The following is a 17,493-nucleotide window of genomic DNA, read 5'->3' on the forward strand; positions in this document are numbered from 1 at the left end:
GGGCGCTGATGAACACCGAATCGGCCAGGGGGTCGGCCTCCTACAGGGGGGACACCACCACACCCGTGGGAGCCTGCTTGCAGGCGAAGCCCCTGCCCGCGCCCGACTCTGGCAGGGCTTCGCCTGCAAGCAGGCTCCCACGGGGCAGAACCGATGAAGGAGCCCATCCTGCGATCCGGGATTGGCTTTGCCCCGCGATTCTTCCAAACTGCCGCCATGATCCCGACTGCCTCCCTGCGCCCATGAAGCTCCTGTGCGTGGGCGACATCCACCTGGGCCGTCAGCCCTCGCGCATCCCGCCCGCGGTCGATGACGCGGTCGGCATTGCGGCGCTCGGCCCCGCGGCGGCCTGGCGGCGCAGCGTCGACTACGCGCTGGAACAGCCGGTCGACGCCGTCCTGCTGGCCGGCGACGTTGTGGAACAGGAGGACGACTTCTTCGAGGCCTACCGCGACCTGCGCGAAGGCGTTCAGCGCCTGACCGCTGCCGGCATCCGCGTCCTCGGGGTCGCCGGCAACCATGATGTCCAGGTGCTCCCGCGCCTCGCAAAGGCCCTGCCGGCGTTCGAGCTGCTGGGCGCCGGTGGTCAGTGGGAGACCCGCGAGCTTCAAAGCCGCGAGGGCGGCCGCGCGCGTATCGCGGGCTGGTCATTCCCGCAGGCCCGCGTCAGCGAAAGCCCGCTGGAGTCCGGCTTTCCCGAGCCCGTCGACTGCCCCACCCTCGGTCTGCTGCACTGCGATCGCGACCAGGCGCGCAGCCCGCATGCACCGGTGCGCAGCAGCGCGCTGGAGGCGGCCCCGGCGGAGGCCTGGCTGCTCGGCCATATTCACCGCCCCGATGCCCTCGCCGCGCCGCGCCCGATGGGCTACCTCGGCTCCCTGACCGGCATGGACCCGGGCGAGCCCGGGCGCCACGGCCCCTGGCAGCTGGAACTGGCCGCGAACGGCACGCTCTCCATCCAGCAGATCCCGCTGGCACCGCTGTACTGGGACACCCTGGAGATCCCGGTCGACGGCCTGGACGTCGCCGCGGACATCCATCACCGCGTAACCGAGGCCCTGGAACGCCTGCACACCGAAATCGAGCAATGGCCGCAGCGGCCACGGGCGGTCGGCTGCCGGCTGCGATTCACCGGCCGCAGCGACCAGCGCGCGGCACTGGAGCGCGTCCTGAATGCGGACGATCCGCGTGCCACGGTGCAGACCCTGGGGGATCGCCTGTACTTCGTCCACGACTGGCGCCTGGAGGCCCAGCCGGCCGTGGACCTCGAGGCGCTGGCCGCGGGGAGTGACCCGGCCGCCCTGCTCGCGCGCAAGCTTCTGCTGCTGCAGGGGGCGGACAGCGAAGCGCGCCGCGCCCTGCTGGACGCCGCGCGCGAGACCCTCGCCGAGATAACCCGCGCCCCGCACTACCGCGCGCTGGGGCGCGAGGCTCCGGATGACACCGCGCTCGCGGCGACCCTGGAGGCCGCGGCCCTGCACGCACTGGACCGCCTGCTGCTGCAGCGCGAGGGCGACCAGTGAAGCTGGAATCCCTGGACATCCACCGCCTCCCCGGCATCCATCCGGGCTTCCGGCTGGAGGCCCTGGGACCGGGCGTGAACGTCGTGGTCGGCCCCAACGCCTCGGGCAAGTCCAGCCTGCTGCGCGGCCTGCGCGCCGCCCTCTATCCACAGGAACAGCGCAACAGGGGCGTGCAGGTCGCGGCCCGTTTCAACGACGCACAGGGCCGGCTCGAGGCGCAGCGCGTCGGCACCGACCTGTACTGGCTGCGTGACGGGCAGCGCAACGACCCGCCGCCGCTGCCGGATCATCGTTTCATCGACTGCTACACCCTGCACATCGAGGACCTGCTGGCCGCGGACCACGCGACCGAACGGGCGATCGGCGACTGGCTGGCGCGCGAACTGGCCGGCGGCTACGACCTCCCCGCCCTGCGCGCGGACCCCGCCCTGGCCCTGAAGACCACTCATGCCCGCAACGAAGCACAGGCCCTGGCCACCGCCGAGCAGGAGCTGCGCCAGCGCACGCGCGAACAGCGCGCCCTGCAGGAGGACGAACAACGCCTCGCCGAACTGGAGACGCAGCGCCAGGACGCGCAGCGGGCCAGCGACGCGGCCGCCCAGTACGAACGCGCCCTGGAGCTGCTGGAGGCCCGCCGCGAACGCCAGTCCCTGGAGACCCGGCTGGCGGCCTTCCCGGACGGCCTGGCCCGGCTGCGCGGCGACGAACTGGACAGCCTGGAACAGCTGCGCAAGACGCTGCGCCGCCTCGACCACGAGCGCCAGCAGGCCCAGGCCCGGCTCGATGCGGCCCGCGACCAGCTGGATACCAGTGGACTGTCCGAAAGCCCCCTGGAAGCCGCCGCGTTCGACGACCCGCGCGCCCGCGTACGCGAACTGCAGGGACTGGAGAGCCGCGCCGACCAGGCCGCACGCGAGCTGCAGTCCGCCCGTTCGGCCGTCGCCTCGGCAGCTGACGCCCTGGGCGCCGACCCGGCTGCCGTCCCGACGCTGGACCCGACCGCGGTCCACACGACGGAACAGGCCCTCGAAACCCAGCGCCAGCTGCAGGCCGCGATCCGCCGCCGCGAGGACGAACTGGCCGGCCTGCCCGCGGCCGACCCCGACCGGCCCGACCCGGAGGCGCTGCGCCGCGCACGGGACGAACTGCTGCACTGGCTCGGCGCCCCGCGCCCGCCGGCGAACTCCGTCCTGCACCGAGCGGCGCGGATCACGGCCCTGGCCGCAGCTGCGGCGGCCATCGGGAGTGCGGCCCTGTGGGTCCACTGGGGCTTCCTCGTCCTGGCGCTCCCCGTGGCCTGGTCGGGCTGGATACTGGCACGACCGAACTACGACGCCGTCCCGCGCCAGGCGGCCGAGGCGCGTTACCGCGATACCGGCATCGAGCCACCCTCGGCCTGGACGCCGGAGGCGGTGCGTGAACGCCTGGAGGCCGTGGAACGGGACCTGCGCGCAGCCGAGGCCGACCGCCACGCGGCCGAACGCCGCACCCGGCTGGAGCGTGAACTGGAGGAGAAGCACGACGCGCTGGCAGCTGCTCGGGAACAACTGCGCCAGACGGCCGCGGCGGTCGGCTTCGACCCCGAGTGTCTGGATGCCTCGTTGCAGCGCTGGATCCACCTGAGCGCGGAACTGGACCGCGCCCGTCGCGACGAGGCCACGGCCCGGGGCGAGCAGGAGCAACTGACGGCCCGTATGGACGAACTGCGCACGGCCCTGGTGCGGTTCCTGGACGCGTACGCGGCCGCCCCGGAGGACGCGCAGCCCACGGCCGACGCCCTGGCGCAGCGTCTGGAACGGCTGGCCCGCCGCCTGCAGGATCGGGACGAGGCACGCCGCGAACAGCACGAGGCGCAGCGCGAGCTCGAGCGCCTGGAAGTCGAGGCCGACACCACGCGCGCACGCGTCACCGAACTGTACGCCCGGGCCGGGCTGGAAGAGGATGACGAAGCGGGACTGCGCGAACACCTGCGGCTGCGGCCGGAATGGCAGCGCCTGCAGGATGAGCTGCGCGACGTCCGCGCCCGCGAAGGCGATCGCAGCCGTCACCTTGAGGCACAACCGGACCTGGTGGCGCTGGTCGATCAGGACGCCGAGGCGGCGCTGCGCGAAGCGCTGGCCGAATGCGAACACCAGGCGCAGCAGCGCGACGAGCTCACCCGCGAAATCACCCGCATCGAGACCGAGATCGACCGCGCCGGACGGGATCGCGCACTGGAGACCGCGCGCGCCCGGTGGGCCCAGGCCCGCGACGCCCTGGACACGCGTCTGGACGAGGCCCTGTTCGCCACCGCGGGCCAGTTTCTGCTGGACCAGGTCACCATCGAGCACGAAGAGACCGCGCAGCCCGCTGCCCTGCGCCGGGCACGTGACTGGTTTCAGCGTTTTACGCGCCATCAATACGAGCTGCTGTTCAGCCCCGGCGAGACGGCCACGCCATTTGGCGCGCGCGAGACCGCCAGTGGCGACACCCGCGGCCTGTCGGAACTCTCCAGCGGCACGCGCATGCAGCTCGTGCTGGCCGTGCGCATCGCCTTCGCGCTGGAGGCCGAACGCGGGCGCACGCCCCTGCCACTGTTCCTGGACGAGGCCCTGGGCACCGCCGACCCCGAGCGCTTCCGCGCGGTCGCCGAAAGCCTCCAGCTACTGGCACAGGAGGATGATCGGCAGGTCTTCTATCTTACGGCCCAGCCCGAGGATGCGCGCTACTGGTCCGCCCGGGACGCCACGGTGCGGATCATCGACCTGCCGGCCGTGCGCGGCGCCCAGCACGCCATCACCGATGCCGGTGACCTGGCCCTGCCCGAACGCCTGGCGATCCCGAGCCCGGGCGACGCCCGCCCCGAGGACTACGCCACCACGCTCGGCGTGCCCGCGATCGACCCGTGGCAGGATGCGGCGCGGATCCACCCGTTCCATCTGCTGCGCGACGACCTTGACGCCCTGCACCGGCTGCTCACCCTGGGGGTGGACAGCATCGGCACGCTGGAGACCGTCCTGCGCGGGCCCGATGCCGAACTCCTGGGGGACCCGGCGCGGCGCGAGCAGCTTGCGGCCCGGGTCGAGGGCGCGCGCGCCTGGCTACGCGCCTGGCGCCAGGGCCGCGGGCGCCCCGTGGACCGTGCCGCGCTGGAGGTCTCCGGCCTGATCAGCGATGCCTTTATCGAAGCGGTCAGTGAACTGGCCGCGCAGGTGGACGGAGACGCCGAGGCCCTGGTCCGGGAACTGGAGCAGGGCGCGGTCAAGCGCTTCCAGAGCGCGACGCGCGAGCGCCTGGAGGCATGGCTCGGCGAGCACGGCTACATCGACCCGGAACCGACCAACAGCGACACCACCCTCGAGCACCGGGTGATCGCCACACTGCAACCCTTCAGCCCCTCCCCGGACGCCGCGACCCGCGACGGCCAGGCCCTGGCGCGCAGTCTGCAGGCGGGCCTGCGCTCGAACTGAGTCCGCGGGCGGGGATCAGGCGCGGGCACGCCCGGACAGGAAGGCGTCGACGCGGTCCAGGTCTTCCGGGGTGTCGACGCCGGGGGGATGGGCCTCGGTGCGGCGGCCGACCTGGATCCACGCGCCCATGTCGAGGGCGCGCAGCTGCTCCAGCTGCTCCAGTTGTTCCAGCGGGGCCGGCGGTTCGGCGCTCATACGCCGCAGGAACCCGGCACGGTAGGCGTACAGCCCCAGATGACGGGTGGCCTGCTCTACTGCCGGTACCTGCCCGGCGCGGTGGGCCTCGCGATCCCAGGGGATCGGGGCACGGGAGAAGTACAGCGCCCGGCCGCTGCGGTCGGTCACCAGCTTGACCTGGTTGGGGTCCGCCAGGTCCTGTGCGCAGCGGATGGGCACGCCGAGGGTGGCCATGTCCGCCTGCGGGGTCTGCGCCAGCAGGGCCGCCAGGTCATCCAGCAATGGTCCCGGGGTCAGCGGTTCATCGCCCTGCAGGTTGACCACGATGGACTCGTCCCCCCAGCCCTCGGCGGCCGCGACCGCGGCGATGCGGTCGGTGCCCGAGGGCAGCGCGGGATCGGTCAGGAAGGCTTCGGCCCCGCACTGGCGCGCGACCGCGAGGATGCGCTCGTCATCCCCGGCCACGATCACGCGGCCCGCTGCACTCTCCTGCGCCCGGCTGATCACATGCGCGATCAGCGGGCGCCCGGCGACCGCCGCGAGCGGCTTGTCCGGCAGCCGGCTGGAGGCCATGCGGGCCGGGATCACCACGACGAAGCCCGTCATGCGGCGACTCAGGCCTCGCGCCAGCGTCCCTTCTCGTCCTCGGAGAGCACGCGGGCCTCGTCCTCCAGCATCACCGGGATGTCGTCGCGGATCGGATAGGCGAGCCCGGCGGAGACCGAGATCAGCTCCTGGTTCTCGCGGTCATATTTCAGCGGACCCTTGGTGACCGGGCAGACCAGAATATCGAGCAGACGCTTGTCCATGCATTACCCCAGGTGTTTGAGCCGACTGACGGTCTCCAGACGCGCGAGCAGCGCCGGCTCGAAAGTGGTTGGCAACCGGGCCGCGATCGGCCAGTACCAGTGATTGTCCTGCGCAAACGACCGGCATTTTACGGCATCCTTCTCGGTCATCAGAACCGGCAACTCGTCATCGAAGCGGATCTGGTGCGGCAGGAAGCGATGATGGTCGGGAAACGGATGTCGAATGATACCGATCTTCGCCGCCTCCAGGGTACGGAAGAAGCGCTCCGGATCGGCAATACCGGCGATCGCGTGGGCATCGCGCCGGGCAAACCGGTGGGGCTTGCGCGACTCGTCGGCCCCATCCACCCGCAGCAGCCGGCTGGCCGGGACCAGTTCCATCGGAATCTCGCCGGGGCCGGCTTCGCCCCCGGTCACGATCACGAAATCCGCCCGCTCGCGCGCCCGCCTGGGCTCGCGCAGCGGCCCCGCCGGCAGGCACAGCCCGTTACCGAAGCGGCGCTTGCCGTCGACCATCAGGATGGTGATGTCGCGCGGCAGGCGGTGATGCTGCATGCCGTCATCGGCGATGACCACGTCCACCCCCTGCTCGGTCAGGGCCCGCGCGCCGCGAACCCGGTCGCGGTCCACCTGCACCGGCACCCCGGTGCGGCGCGCGATCAGCAGGGGTTCATCCCCCACCACCACCGGATCGGAATCGGGGGTCACCGCAATCCCGGCGACGTCCCCGCGCCCGCCGTAGCCACGGCTGACAATACCCGGCCGATACCCGGCGGCACGCAGACGCTTGGCCAGCCAGACGGTCATCGGCGTCTTGCCACTGCCACCCAGCGTGAGATTCCCCACCACGATCACTGCCTTGGCCGGGATGGTGATGTCGCGCCGCAATTGTTCCTGGCGCTGACGGTTCCACTCGGCCAGCCCGGCATACACCAGCGACAGCGGAAACATCGCCGCCGCGAACGGCCCGCGCTGGCTCCACTGATCCCACAGCCGGGCACCAAACCATGCCTGCAGCGAGCCCATGGCTACCAGTCCCAGACCTGCTGCAGTACGGCGTCGAAATTTGCATCCACCTGGCGTCGCTCCTCCCAGAAGCGTCGGCGGGCCGCATCACCCTGCTGGCGCCGCGCAGCCGGGTCGTCCCGCAGTGCCTGCCAGGCCGCCAGCACCGCGGCCGGCTCGCCCAGCACCGGGCAGGGCACCTCCGCGGCCGGCGCCTCGCCCAGGCTCACGGCCGCCCCGCCAGCCAGGCCCTGCCACAGGGCCTGGCGATCCGGCGCGGCCAGATGTACTGCATGGGCGGCACTGGCCGCGGCCGCGAACCAGCGCCGATCATCCAGGTGCAGGATGGTCCCCGGCGGCAACGCCGACCGGTCCCAGCCCGAGACCACCTGATCGGCACCCGGCAACGGGGCGGCGTCCGTCTCCCCGCGCAGGCTGGCCAGCAGGATGTCGGCCTGCCCCCAGCCGGAGCCCTCCCAGGCCGCCCGCCACTCCGCCCACTGCGCCGGCGTGCCATGCCACCACCACAGGCGTTCCACCCCGCCCCCGACCAGCGAGCGCAGCACCACATCGGCCTGCGCCTCGACGAACCGGGCCTGGGGGTCGGCCGGGTCCAGCGCCCGAACGCGGGCGGCCGGCCAGCCATCAGCGGCGACAGGATCGACGGGCCAGTGGCAGGCCACCGGGGACATGGCCCCGGCAGCCGGCTCGGTGTTCACCGCGATCACCGGCGCCTCGGTCTCCTGCAACAGATGGACCGGCGCCCGGCCACCGGCCAGCAGGATGCCGTGGGGCTGAAAGCGCCGCAGCACCCTGCGCACCACCCGCGGCCGGTCGCAGGGGCCGTAGCCCACCCCGACCTTGCGAAACGGCTGCATGTGGCGCTCGAAGAGCTCCGGGTAATCCTGCTCGAATGTCAGGACGATGCGCACGTCCTGGCGCTTGTCGCGCACCGCACCCAGCAGCTCGATCCCCAGGCGCACGTCCTCGGGGCTGCCGCCGGCCTTGATCCAGATCAGCCGCCCGCGATCCGCGGGCGGGGTGAGGAAACCCCGCCGGGCCCGTGCCCGGCTGCCATCGCCCCGGCGGTAATCCCGCCAGGTCGCGCGCCAGACCGGGAGCGGACGATCCCCGTAGCCCCCGGCATCAGCCCGCATCCCCCGCCTCCTCGCGGAACTGCAGGCGGTGCAGGTGGGTGTAGACCCCGCCTCGAGCAATCAGCTCCTCGTGCCGCCCGCTCTCCACGATGCGGCCGTTGTCCATCACCAGGATGCGGTCGGCGCCCTCGACCGTGGAAAGGCGGTGGGCGATGACCAGCGTGGTGCGCGTGCTCACCAGCGCATCCAGCGCGGCCTGCACCTGGCGCTCGGATTCGTTGTCCAGGGCGGAGGTGGCCTCGTCCAGGATCAGGATCGGGGCGTCCCGCAGCAGGGCGCGGGCGATCGCCAGACGCTGGCGCTGCCCCCCGGAGAGACGGGTACCGTTTTCCCCCACCAGGGTCTGCATCCCGTCGGGCAGGCGCTCGATGAATTCCAGTGCATGCGCGGCGCGCGCCGCCTCGCGGATCTCCGCCTCGGTCGCCTCGGCGCGCCCATAGGCGATATTGGCGGCGACGGTGTCCGCGAACAGGGTGACGTTCTGGCCGACATAGGCAATCTGCCGACGCAGGTCGCGCAGGCGGATGGTCTCGAGGTCGTGGCCGTCCAGCAGGATGCGCCCCTCGGTCGGGTGATAGAAACGCGGCAGCAGATTGACCAGCGTGGTCTTGCCGCTGCCCGAGCGCCCGACCAGGGCCACGTTCTCGCCTGGCTCCACCGCGAAGGAGATGGCCTTCAGCACATCCGGGCCGTCCGCGCTGTAGCGAAACGCCACGTCCTCGAATGCCAGCTGGCCCTCGGCGCGGTCCAGCGGCACGTGGCCGGTGTCGCGCTCCGGCGTCTCGTCCAGCACCGCGAAGATGTTCTGCCCGGCCGCGATACCGCGCTGCAGGGTCGCGTTGATCATCGACAGCCGGCGGATCGGGCTCAACAGTAGCAGCATGGCGGTCAGGAAAGAAACGAACGTGCCGGCCGTGACCGTGTCGTCGCCGAAATCCGAGGTCGCGACCCAGATCACGAAGGCCAGTACCGCCGCGACCAGGAACTGGATGGTCGGGGTATAGGCGGCCTTGATGCCCTCCATGCGCATATGCAGCCGGCGGTTGCGCTCGTTGATGTCCTCGAAGCGCCCGCGCTCGTAGGTCTCGCCGCCGAAGATGCGCACCACCCGGTGGCCCTCGATCACCTCCTGGGTCACGTGGGTGACATCGCCCATGTTGTACTGCAGGCGGTGCGAGATGCGGCGAAAGTGCTTGGTGACGACGCGCACCAGCACGGCCAGCACCGGGGCGATGATCAGGATGGTCAGGGTCAGGGTCGGCGTCAGCCAGAACATCCAGGCCAGCAGCGCGATGATCGTCAGGGTGTCGCGCACCAGGGTACTGAAGCCGTCGGTCGCGGCCGTCGCCACCTGCTCCACGTTGTAGGTCACGCGCGAGATCAGCTCGCCGCTGCTTTGCTCCTGAAAGCGCTGCACCGGCATGTGCAGCAGCCGCTCGAACAACTCCTCGCGCAGGCGCTTGACCACCTGCCGCCCGACATAGCGCATCGCATAGACGGACCCGAACTCGGCCACGCCGCGGACCAGAAACAGGCCGATCAGGGCCAGCGGAATCCACGCCACCAGGGGATGGCCCTCGCCCTCGGCGAAGGACTCGTCCATCAGCGGCTTCATCAGCGCGGCGAAGCCCGCCTCGGTCGCCGCCATGCCCAGCATCGCGACCGTGGCAATCGCCAGCAATGGCCAGTAGACGAAGGCATAGCTCAGCAGGCGACGGTAGACCGTCCAGCCGGAATCGAAGTGCTGCGGGTGCTGCTCGTCAGTCGTCATCGGCAGCCTCGCCCAGCGTGGCGATCGACACGGATGTAATGCCCAGGCGGCCCACCACGTCCAGGGCGCGCACGACCGACTGATGGCTGGCGTTGGCGTCCGCTCGGATCAGCACCGGGTCATCTTCGCGACCCTCGCGCGCCTCGGACAGCACACGCTCCAGGGTCTCGGCGCGGCGATTGATCAGCTCCTGGCCGTTGATGAAGTAGTTGCCGTTGGCATCCACCACGATGTCGATCCAGGCGCGCTCCACCGCTTCGGCCTCGCGGTCGGCCGAGGGCAGGGTCAGCTCGATGTCCGCATGCTGGTCAAAGGTCGTGGAGACCATGAAGAAGATCAGCAACAGGAAGACGACGTCGATCAACGGCGTCAGGTTGACACCCGGCTCCTCCTGGCGGCGTGGCGCGCGGAAGTTCACGCCTGCGCCCCGCCCTCGGCCGCGCCGGCCGCGCGCTCGCCGTGGATCACCTCGACCAGCTTGGTGGCCTCCTGCTCCATCTCCAGCACCAGCTCGTCGATATGCCCGCGGAAGTAGCGGTGGAAGGCCAGTGCCGGGATCGCCACGCCGATGCCGGTCGCGGTGGTGATCAGGGCCTGGGAGATGCCCCCGGCCAGATCACGCGGACTGCCCACGCCGATCTCGGTGATCACGGTGAAGACCTCGATCATCCCGACCACGGTGCCAAGCAGGCCCAGCAGCGGGGTGATCATCGCGATGGTGCCCAGCGTATTCATGTAGCGCTCGAGCTCATGCGCAACGCGCCGGCCGGCCTCCTCGATGCTCTCCTGCGTGATCTGGCGCGCGCGGTCATGGGTGGCCAGGCCGGCAGCCAGGATCGCGCCCAGCGGTGACCCTGCACGCAGGCGCTGGATGTCGTCGAGCTTGAGCCCCTGGGTGCGCATCTGCTCCCACACCGAGGTCAGCAGGCGCGGCGGGACCACGCGCGAGCGGCGCAGCGTCCACAGCCGCTCCAGCACGATGGCGACGGCCAGTACGGAACACAGCAGGATCGGCAGCATCAGCCACCCGCCCGCTTGTACGATCTCCAGCATGCAATTCCCCTCGGATATCGACGCGCGTCAGGCGCGCCGGAATACGGCCATGGATTCCACGTGCGCGGTATGCGGGAACATGTCCATGATCCCGGCCCGCTCCAGGCGATAGCCATGATGATGCACCAGGCGCTCGGCGTCACGGGCGAGCGTGGCCGGGTTGCAGGACACATACACCATGCGCTCGATCCGCTGCGGCGCCAGCGCCTCGATCACCGCGGCCGCGCCGGTGCGCGGCGGATCCAGCAGCACGCGATCATAGCGTTCGGCCAGCCAGCCGGCGTTCTTCAGGGCCTCCACGTCATCCAGGTCGGCGCGTTCGTAGCGGGTGTTGGCGATGCCCTGGTCGCGGGCATTGGCGCGCGCCCGTGCCAGCATCGCGTCGTCCACCTCGACACCAACTACTTCGCCGGCCACCTCGCCGTTCGTCACGCTGCGCGCCAGCGGCAGGGTGAAGTTGCCCAGCCCGCAGAACAGATCCAGCACCCGCTGGCCCGGCTGCAGGTCCAGCGCGGCCAGCGCCTGCGGGACCATCTTGCGGTTGATGCCGGCATGCACCTGGATGAAATCCGTGGGCATGAACGGGACCGACACGCCGTAGTCCGGGTGGCGATAGACCAGTGGCTCGATCGGCCCGGCCAGCGGTTCCACCGTCTCCGGGCCGCCGGGCTGCAGGTACACCTGAATGCCCTCGGCCTCCGCCCAGGCCGACAGGCGCGCGCTGTCTGCCTCGGACAGCGGATCGAGGTTGCGGAAGATCAGCGCCACGCGCTCGTCGTCATCCACCGCCACCTCGATCTGCGGCAGGCGGTCGCGCGCCTCGAGGCCGCCGATCAGCTCGCGCAGGGCCCGAATGCGCTGCCCCACGGCCGGGTGCAGCACCTCGCAGTGGTCCATCTCGGCCAGATACGGGCTGCCGCGCTCGCGAAAGCCAACCAGCACCCCGCCCTTCTTCGGCACGTACTTCGCCCCCAGCCGCGCGGTGCGGCGGTAGCCGAGGGTGGTGTCGGTCAGCGGCTCGAAACGGGCCTCCGGGGTCACGTGGCCGATACGCTCCAGGGCATCGAACAGGGCCTGCTCCTTGATCGCACGCTGGGTCTCGATGGAGGCATGCTGCAGCTTGCAGCCGCCGCACAGGCCGAAAAACTCGCAGGGCGGATCGACTCGGCCCGGGGCCGGCTCCAGCACCTCGACCACCTCGGCGCTGTCGAAACGGCGCTTGCGCCCGGTCTGCTGGGCCATCACCCGCTCGCCCTTCAGGGCACCGTGGATGAAGCAGGCCTTGCTATCGCGGCGGATTACCCCCTGGCCGTCCAGCGTGACCTCCTCGATGGTGGCCTCGAACGGGGTCTTGTCGATGCGTGCCATCAGTCCGCGCGTCCGGCCGGCTGCCAGGCGTCGAGGAATTCGCGGTGGTGGGCCGCGCCGCTGGCCTCCAGGTACTCGGCCAGCTGCTGCTGGCGACTGGCCAGGGCCGCGTCGGTCAGATTGCCGCGCATGTACTCGAAGCGCAGCCAGACCAGATAGGTGTTCAGCACGTCGTGCTCCACATAGTCGTGGATCTCGGCCTGACGCCCGTCACGCCAGGCCGGCCAGACCTGGGAGCCATCCATGCCCAGCTTGCCGGGGAAGCCGAGCAGGCTCGCCATCATGTCGAGGCTGGTGACCGCGCGGCCCTGGAACCCCGCCAGCACGTCCATCAGGTCCACATGGCGCCAGTGGAAGCGCGACAGGTAGTTGTTGTAGCGAAACTCGCGGTCGTCGTCGCCCTGCTCCCAGTAGCGCGGGGCCTGCACACCGTTGACCAGCGCGCGGTAGTGCAGCACCGGCAGGTCGAAGCCGCCGCCGTTCCAGCTGACCAGCTGCGGCGTGCGCTTGTCGATTACATCGAAGAACTGGCGCAGGAGCTCGGCCTCGGTCGGTGCCTGGCCATCCTCGCCCTCGCGCCCGAAGGCGGAGAGTTTCAGCGCGTCGCCCCCCTGGTAGAGCACGCCGATGGAGACGATACGGTGCAGCGGGTGCTTCAGGAACTCCGTGCCGGCTTGCGCGCGGCGCAGGGCGAACAGCGCCTCGGCCACCTCGTGATCGCTCAGGCCCTCGAAGTCGTGCAGGCGCCGGGCGCCGTCGATGTCGGGGACGGTCTCGAGATCGAAGATCAGGACCGGGGCACTCATGACGGGAACACGCCGGTGGAGATGTAGCGGTCGCCGCGGTCACAGATGATCGCGACGAAGGTGCCGCCCTCGGTCGCGGCTGCAAGCTTCAGGGCCGCGGCCACGGAACCGCCGGAGGAGACCCCGGCAAAGATGCCCTCCTCGGCGGCCAGCCGGCGCATGGTGTCCTCGGCCTCCTCCTGGGTCACGTCCACGGTCTGGTCCACGCGCGAGGCCTCGAAGATCGTCGGCAGGTACGCCTCCGGCCAGCGCCGGATACCGGGGATCGACGATCCCTCAGTGGGCTGCACGCCGACGATCTGCACACTGGGGTCGCGCTCCTTCAGATAGCGCGACACGCCCATGATGGTGCCGGTGGTCCCCATAGCGGAAACAAAATGGGTCACCGTGCCCTCGGTGTCGCGCCAGATCTCCGGCCCGGTCCCGATGTAGTGGGCTTCGGGGTTGTCCGGGTTGCCGAACTGGTTCAGTACCCGGCCCTTGCCCTCGGCCTCCATGCGGTCGGCCAGATCACGCGCGCCCTCCATGCTCTCCTCGCGCGAGACCAGCACCAGCTCGGCGCCAAAGGCCTTCATCGAGGCGCGGCGCTCGGCGGACATGTTGTCCGGCATCACCAGGACCATGCGATAGCCCTTCATCGCCGCGACCATCGCCAGCGCGATGCCGGTATTGCCGCTGGTCGCCTCGATCAGGGTATCGCCGGGCTGGATGTCGCCGCGGCGCTCGGCCGCCTGGATCATGTTCAGCGCGGGCCGGTCCTTGACCGAACCGGCGGGATTGTTGCCCTCGAGCTTCACCAGCACGGTGGACGGCAGGTCCGCCGCCATGCGCTGCAGGCGCACCAGCGGCGTGTTGCCGACAAAGTGCTCGAGGGTCGGGAAGGATTCAGGGTGCAGGCGTTTCTTCATGCGCGCAGAGTATAACGACCGGGCCCTGTCCCTGCCCATGCACGCGACGGTCCGGCGTCGGGGCTTCCCATGGAGATTGCTTCGTCGCGCTGCTCCTCGCAATGACGCGAAGGGGGCACCGTCATCGCGAGATTCCGCCGGGGGCGCGGCAACTTCCGTCCGGAACCACCGGAACCGAATTTCGGGCGCCCCGCAAGCGTCAGGCGATTGCTTCGTCGCTTGGCTCCTCGCAATGACACCAAAAGGGCACCGTCATCGCGAGGCGCGCAGTGCCGTGGCGATCGGTGTGATCAGGCCGCCTGCGCAAGCTTATCTCGCAACCTTCCGGCTTCCGGCCTAAGATCCAGTCATGCTCGTACTGCTGGAATACCTCGTCGTCACCTTCCTGGCGGTGTTCGTGATCGTGAACCCGCTGACCACAGCGTTCATCTTCACGGCGATGCTGCCACGCGCCTCTGAGGAGAAACGGCGCGCGATCGCGCTGCGTTCGGTGAAGGTAGCCACCTCCCTGCTGTTCGCCTTCGCCCTGCTGGGCGGGGTGATCTTCCAGTTGTTCGGAATCACCCTGGCCGCGTTTCGCATCGCCGGCGGCATCATCCTGTTCGGCATCGCGATCGGCATGATTCGGCAGAAGGGAGCGACCGAAAAGGAGACCGCCGAAGAGGTGAAGGCCGACAAGGGGCACGTGACCGAGGATATCTCGGTGATCCCGCTGGCGATCCCGTTCATGAGCGGTCCGGGTGCGATCGCCACGGTGATGATCCTGACCAGCGAGGCCCCGACGGTCTATCACACGGGGCTCGTGTTCCTCGGCGTACTGGCCTGCATGGTGGCCTGCTACTACGCGATGATCTATTCGCGCTACATCGTCCAGTACCTGGGCGACACCGGGAAGGACATCCTCACCAAGGTCTTCGGCCTGATCCTCGCAGTGCTGGCCGTGCAGTTCGTGATCAACGGCATCAGCGACGCCGCGATCGGCTTCATGCTGGATACGCAGATGCTGGACGAGAACGAGGTCGAGGACCCGCGCATCCCTCCGCGCGAGCTCGACTGACCTGCCCCGTCCCGCTACGACTGGGCGCTGGCGTGCCAGGACCGCAACGTGGCCACATCCACCGCCGGGCCCGGCAACGCGGGACCGGCCAGAACCCTCGCCGGTGCGTCCGGCTCGCCGAACCCGTCCAGCACCGCCAGCGCGCCCTCGAAGTCCTGTTCCCGGGTGTAGTCGTTGGTGGTGACCACCACCTCCAGCCCGGCGCCGCACGCGGACCGGACCCCGTTGTCGGAATCCTCCAGGGCGAGGCAGGCGCTGGCGGGCAGGTTCATCGCCTCCAGCGCATGGGTGAAGATATCCGGCGCGGGTTTCTTGGCCGGCACCACGTCCCCGGCGGAGATCACCTCGAAGCGGTACGGCCCCGCGTTTCCCAGCGTGGCCTCCAGCAGCGCGGTCACGTTCTCGGGGGTGGTGGTGGTCGCGATGGCCAGGCGCAGTCCCTCGGCCTCCGCCTCGTCCAGCAGGCGGCGAACGCCCGGGCGCAACGGGATCGCGCCGGACTCCAGCATGGCCACGTAGTGACGCGTCTTGGCCGCATGCAACTCGCGGATGCGGGCATCGATCCCCGGCTCTTCGAGAGCCTCGGGATGATCTTCCGACAGGTACTGGCGAATGCGTTCCTTGCCGCCGGTGACCCGCAGCAGTTCGCCGTAGCGCGCCACACTCCAGTCCCAGTCCAGGCCCGCGTCCGCGAACGCCTTGTTGAACGCCACCCGATGACCGTCCCGCTCGGTGTCCGCCAGCGTGCCGTCGACGTCAAAGATCAGTGCCTGCAATTCCGCCATCGTGATTCTCGGTCCCTTCTCGTATCTCGCTGAAAACAGTGCCCCGCCGCTCGCAGCCCCTGCAGGTCCGGAGGCGACCGGGCGCAAACCGTCATGGCACGGGACTTGCCCGCCCCGTCCGACTCTGGTACTAAGTGCGCCTCATTTTTCCAGCCGGAGAAAGCCCGCATGGCTGCAGACGAAAAGACCGACAAGCCCTCCACCCAGCACATGGTCGCCGGGGGCATTGCGCCCTACGAGCCGAAGCCGGACGAAGAGTACATGAATCCGGATCAGCTGGACCATTTCCGCAGCCTGCTGCGGGCATGGCGCCAGGAACTGGCGGAGGAAGTCGATCGCACCGTGGGGCACATGCGCCAGGACGCGGCCAACTTCGCCGATCCGGCCGACCGCGCCACCCAGGAAGAAGAATTCGGTCTGGAACTGCGGGCCCGCGACCGCGAGCGCAAGCTGTCGAAGAAGATCGACGAGGCCCTGCGCAAGATCGAGACCCACGACTACGGCTACTGCGAGACCTGCGGCGTGGAGATCGGCATTCGTCGCCTGGAGGCCCGCCCGACGGCCACCATGTGCATCGACTGCAAGCAGCTCGACGAGATCAAGGAAAAGCAGCGCGCCTGATCCCGGCCGGGCCGTGACCCCCACGCCCGAACCGCAGTCCCCGGTCGACGGCTACGTCGGCCGGTTTGCCCCGACCCCTTCCGGCCCGCTGCACGCGGGCTCCCTGCTGGCCGCCGTCATCTCCTGGCTGGACGCCCGGAGTGCCAATGGCGAGTGGCACCTGCGTATCGACGACATCGACGCCCCCCGGGTTCGCCCGGGGGCGGCCGATGCCATTCTGCGCACCCTCGAGGCCTTCGACCTCGGCTGGGACGGACCGATTGTCTGGCAAGGCCAGCGCGGCCCCACCTACCAGCGGGCCCTGGATACCCTGATGGACACCGACCGGGCCTTCCCCTGCGGGTGCACCCGCAAGGACCTGGCTACCCACGGCCACCCTGGCTGGGAAGGCCCCGTCTATCCGGGCACCTGCCGCCACGGCCTGCCGCCCGGTCGCGAGCCCCGCGCCCTTCGCGCCCGCGCCAGCCGGCGCCACTGGACCATCGAGGACCGTTTTCTCGGTGCGGTCGCCTTCGACCTGGAGGCCCTGGGCAGTGACTTCATCATCCGCCGCGCGGACGGCATCGTGGCCTACCAGCTCGCCACCGTGGTCGATGACCTCGACCTGGGCGTCACGCATGTGGTCCGCGGGATCGACCTTCTGGGCTCTACACCGCGCCAGATGCAGCTTTACCGGGCACTGGGACACCCCCCGCCAGCCTATGCCCACCATCCGGTGCTGGTCGCGCCCGGCGGCGACAAACTCGCCAAGGCCACGGGTGCCACAGGGATTCGAGCGGATGCGGCGCGGCGCCACCTCGCCGACACCCTGGGGCAGATCGGACTCGCGCCTTCCGACCGACAGGCCCCGGACGCGCCCGGTGCCCAGCTGGCGGAGGCCCTGGAACCGCTACGGCGCCGGCCGCTCGCGGCATATCTGCCGCTGCACGCCGCGCTGCCCGGAGCCACCGCCGCGGTGTAGACTCGCCGCATGCTATCCCGCCGCGCGCCAATCCGGAAGGCCC

General features: G+C 70.3%; 16 protein-coding genes. 5 read left to right on the forward strand and 11 right to left on the reverse strand.

All coding sequences use genetic code 11. The annotated features are described in order from the left end of the window. The first annotated feature begins 242 nt into the window (after positions 1–242). Together F614_RS0102950 and F614_RS0102955 are read left to right on the forward strand one after the other, a co-directional pair. Positions 243–1,523: a metallophosphoesterase gene (locus F614_RS0102950; protein WP_019558223.1), complete on the forward strand. Its 1,281-nt coding sequence runs from the start codon at positions 243–245 to the stop codon at positions 1,521–1,523. After that, a complete protein-coding gene (locus tag F614_RS0102955; RefSeq protein ID WP_019558224.1) occupies positions 1,520–4,972 on the forward strand; it encodes an AAA family ATPase in 3,453 nt (1,150 codons plus the stop codon). The genes F614_RS0102950 and F614_RS0102955 overlap by 4 nt, the downstream gene beginning before the upstream one ends. Positions 4,973–4,987: 15 nt before the next feature. On the opposite strand, the gene kdsB is transcribed toward F614_RS0102955, so the two are convergent. From kdsB to cysM, 10 genes are read right to left on the reverse strand one after another with little or no spacing between them, the layout of a single operon-like run. Further along, entirely contained in the window at positions 4,988–5,755 is a 768-nt protein-coding gene (gene kdsB, locus F614_RS0102960) for a 3-deoxy-manno-octulosonate cytidylyltransferase (protein WP_018878567.1), read from the reverse strand. Positions 5,756–5,763: 8 nt separating this feature from the next. After that, positions 5,764–5,958, reverse strand: coding sequence for a Trm112 family protein (locus F614_RS0102965; RefSeq protein WP_018878568.1), 195 nt, complete (start codon positions 5,956–5,958; stop codon positions 5,764–5,766). Between the two features lie 3 nt (positions 5,959–5,961). Then, positions 5,962–6,984, reverse strand: a complete 1,023-nt coding sequence (gene lpxK, locus F614_RS0102970) for a tetraacyldisaccharide 4'-kinase (protein ID WP_018875787.1) — start codon at positions 6,982–6,984, stop codon at positions 5,962–5,964. Between the two features lie 2 nt (positions 6,985–6,986). Next, positions 6,987–8,120: a glycosyltransferase N-terminal domain-containing protein gene (locus tag F614_RS0102975; protein WP_018878569.1), complete on the reverse strand. Its 1,134-nt coding sequence runs from the start codon at positions 8,118–8,120 to the stop codon at positions 6,987–6,989. Then, on the reverse strand, positions 8,110–9,891 hold the full coding sequence (gene msbA / locus F614_RS0102980) for a lipid A export permease/ATP-binding protein MsbA (protein ID WP_018878570.1): 1,782 nt from the start codon (positions 9,889–9,891) through the stop codon (positions 8,110–8,112). Before msbA ends, F614_RS0102975 begins: the two co-directional genes overlap by 11 nt. Continuing rightward, the gene (locus tag F614_RS0102985; protein WP_018875790.1) at positions 9,881–10,309 is read right to left on the reverse strand and encodes a biopolymer transporter ExbD; all 429 of its coding nucleotides are present in this window, start codon (positions 10,307–10,309) and stop codon (positions 9,881–9,883) included. The genes msbA and F614_RS0102985 overlap by 11 nt, the downstream gene beginning before the upstream one ends. Continuing rightward, a complete protein-coding gene (locus F614_RS0102990) occupies positions 10,306–10,944 on the reverse strand; it encodes a MotA/TolQ/ExbB proton channel family protein (protein ID WP_018878571.1) in 639 nt (212 codons plus the stop codon). The genes F614_RS0102985 and F614_RS0102990 overlap by 4 nt, the downstream gene beginning before the upstream one ends. 27 nt (positions 10,945–10,971) lie before the next feature. Next, positions 10,972–12,312, reverse strand: a complete 1,341-nt coding sequence (gene rlmD / locus F614_RS0102995) for a 23S rRNA (uracil(1939)-C(5))-methyltransferase RlmD (RefSeq protein ID WP_019558225.1) — start codon at positions 12,310–12,312, stop codon at positions 10,972–10,974. Beyond that, the gene (locus tag F614_RS0103000; protein WP_018878867.1) at positions 12,312–13,118 is read right to left on the reverse strand and encodes a 3'-5' exonuclease; all 807 of its coding nucleotides are present in this window, start codon (positions 13,116–13,118) and stop codon (positions 12,312–12,314) included. The genes rlmD and F614_RS0103000 overlap by 1 nt, the downstream gene beginning before the upstream one ends. Further along, on the reverse strand, positions 13,115–14,026 hold the full coding sequence (gene cysM / locus F614_RS0103005; protein WP_019558226.1) for a cysteine synthase CysM: 912 nt from the start codon (positions 14,024–14,026) through the stop codon (positions 13,115–13,117). The genes F614_RS0103000 and cysM overlap by 4 nt, the downstream gene beginning before the upstream one ends. A gap of 349 nt (positions 14,027–14,375) precedes the next feature. Between cysM and F614_RS0103010 the strand changes: the two genes are divergently transcribed. Continuing rightward, positions 14,376–15,083, forward strand: a complete 708-nt coding sequence (locus tag F614_RS0103010) for a MarC family protein (protein WP_018882721.1) — start codon at positions 14,376–14,378, stop codon at positions 15,081–15,083. 14 nt (positions 15,084–15,097) lie between these two features. Here F614_RS0103010 and F614_RS0103015 read toward each other — a convergent pair whose 3' ends face one another. After that, positions 15,098–15,868 carry an HAD family hydrolase gene (locus tag F614_RS0103015; RefSeq protein WP_018882720.1) on the reverse strand — a complete coding sequence of 257 codons (771 nt, stop codon included), beginning with the start codon at positions 15,866–15,868 and terminating at the stop codon, positions 15,098–15,100. 168 nt (positions 15,869–16,036) lie between these two features. Between F614_RS0103015 and dksA the strand changes: the two genes are divergently transcribed. Beyond that, positions 16,037–16,489, forward strand: a complete 453-nt coding sequence (gene dksA, locus F614_RS0103020; protein ID WP_018866929.1) for an RNA polymerase-binding protein DksA — start codon at positions 16,037–16,039, stop codon at positions 16,487–16,489. A 13-nt stretch (positions 16,490–16,502) separates the two neighbouring features. Further along, positions 16,503–17,450, forward strand: coding sequence for a tRNA glutamyl-Q(34) synthetase GluQRS (gene gluQRS / locus F614_RS0103025; protein ID WP_018882719.1), 948 nt, complete (start codon positions 16,503–16,505; stop codon positions 17,448–17,450). The last annotated feature ends 43 nt before the right edge of the window (positions 17,451–17,493 follow it).

It is taken from the genome of Thioalkalivibrio sp. ALE12 (genome assembly GCF_000381105.1).
Classification (GTDB): domain Bacteria; phylum Pseudomonadota; class Gammaproteobacteria; order Ectothiorhodospirales; family Ectothiorhodospiraceae; genus Thioalkalivibrio.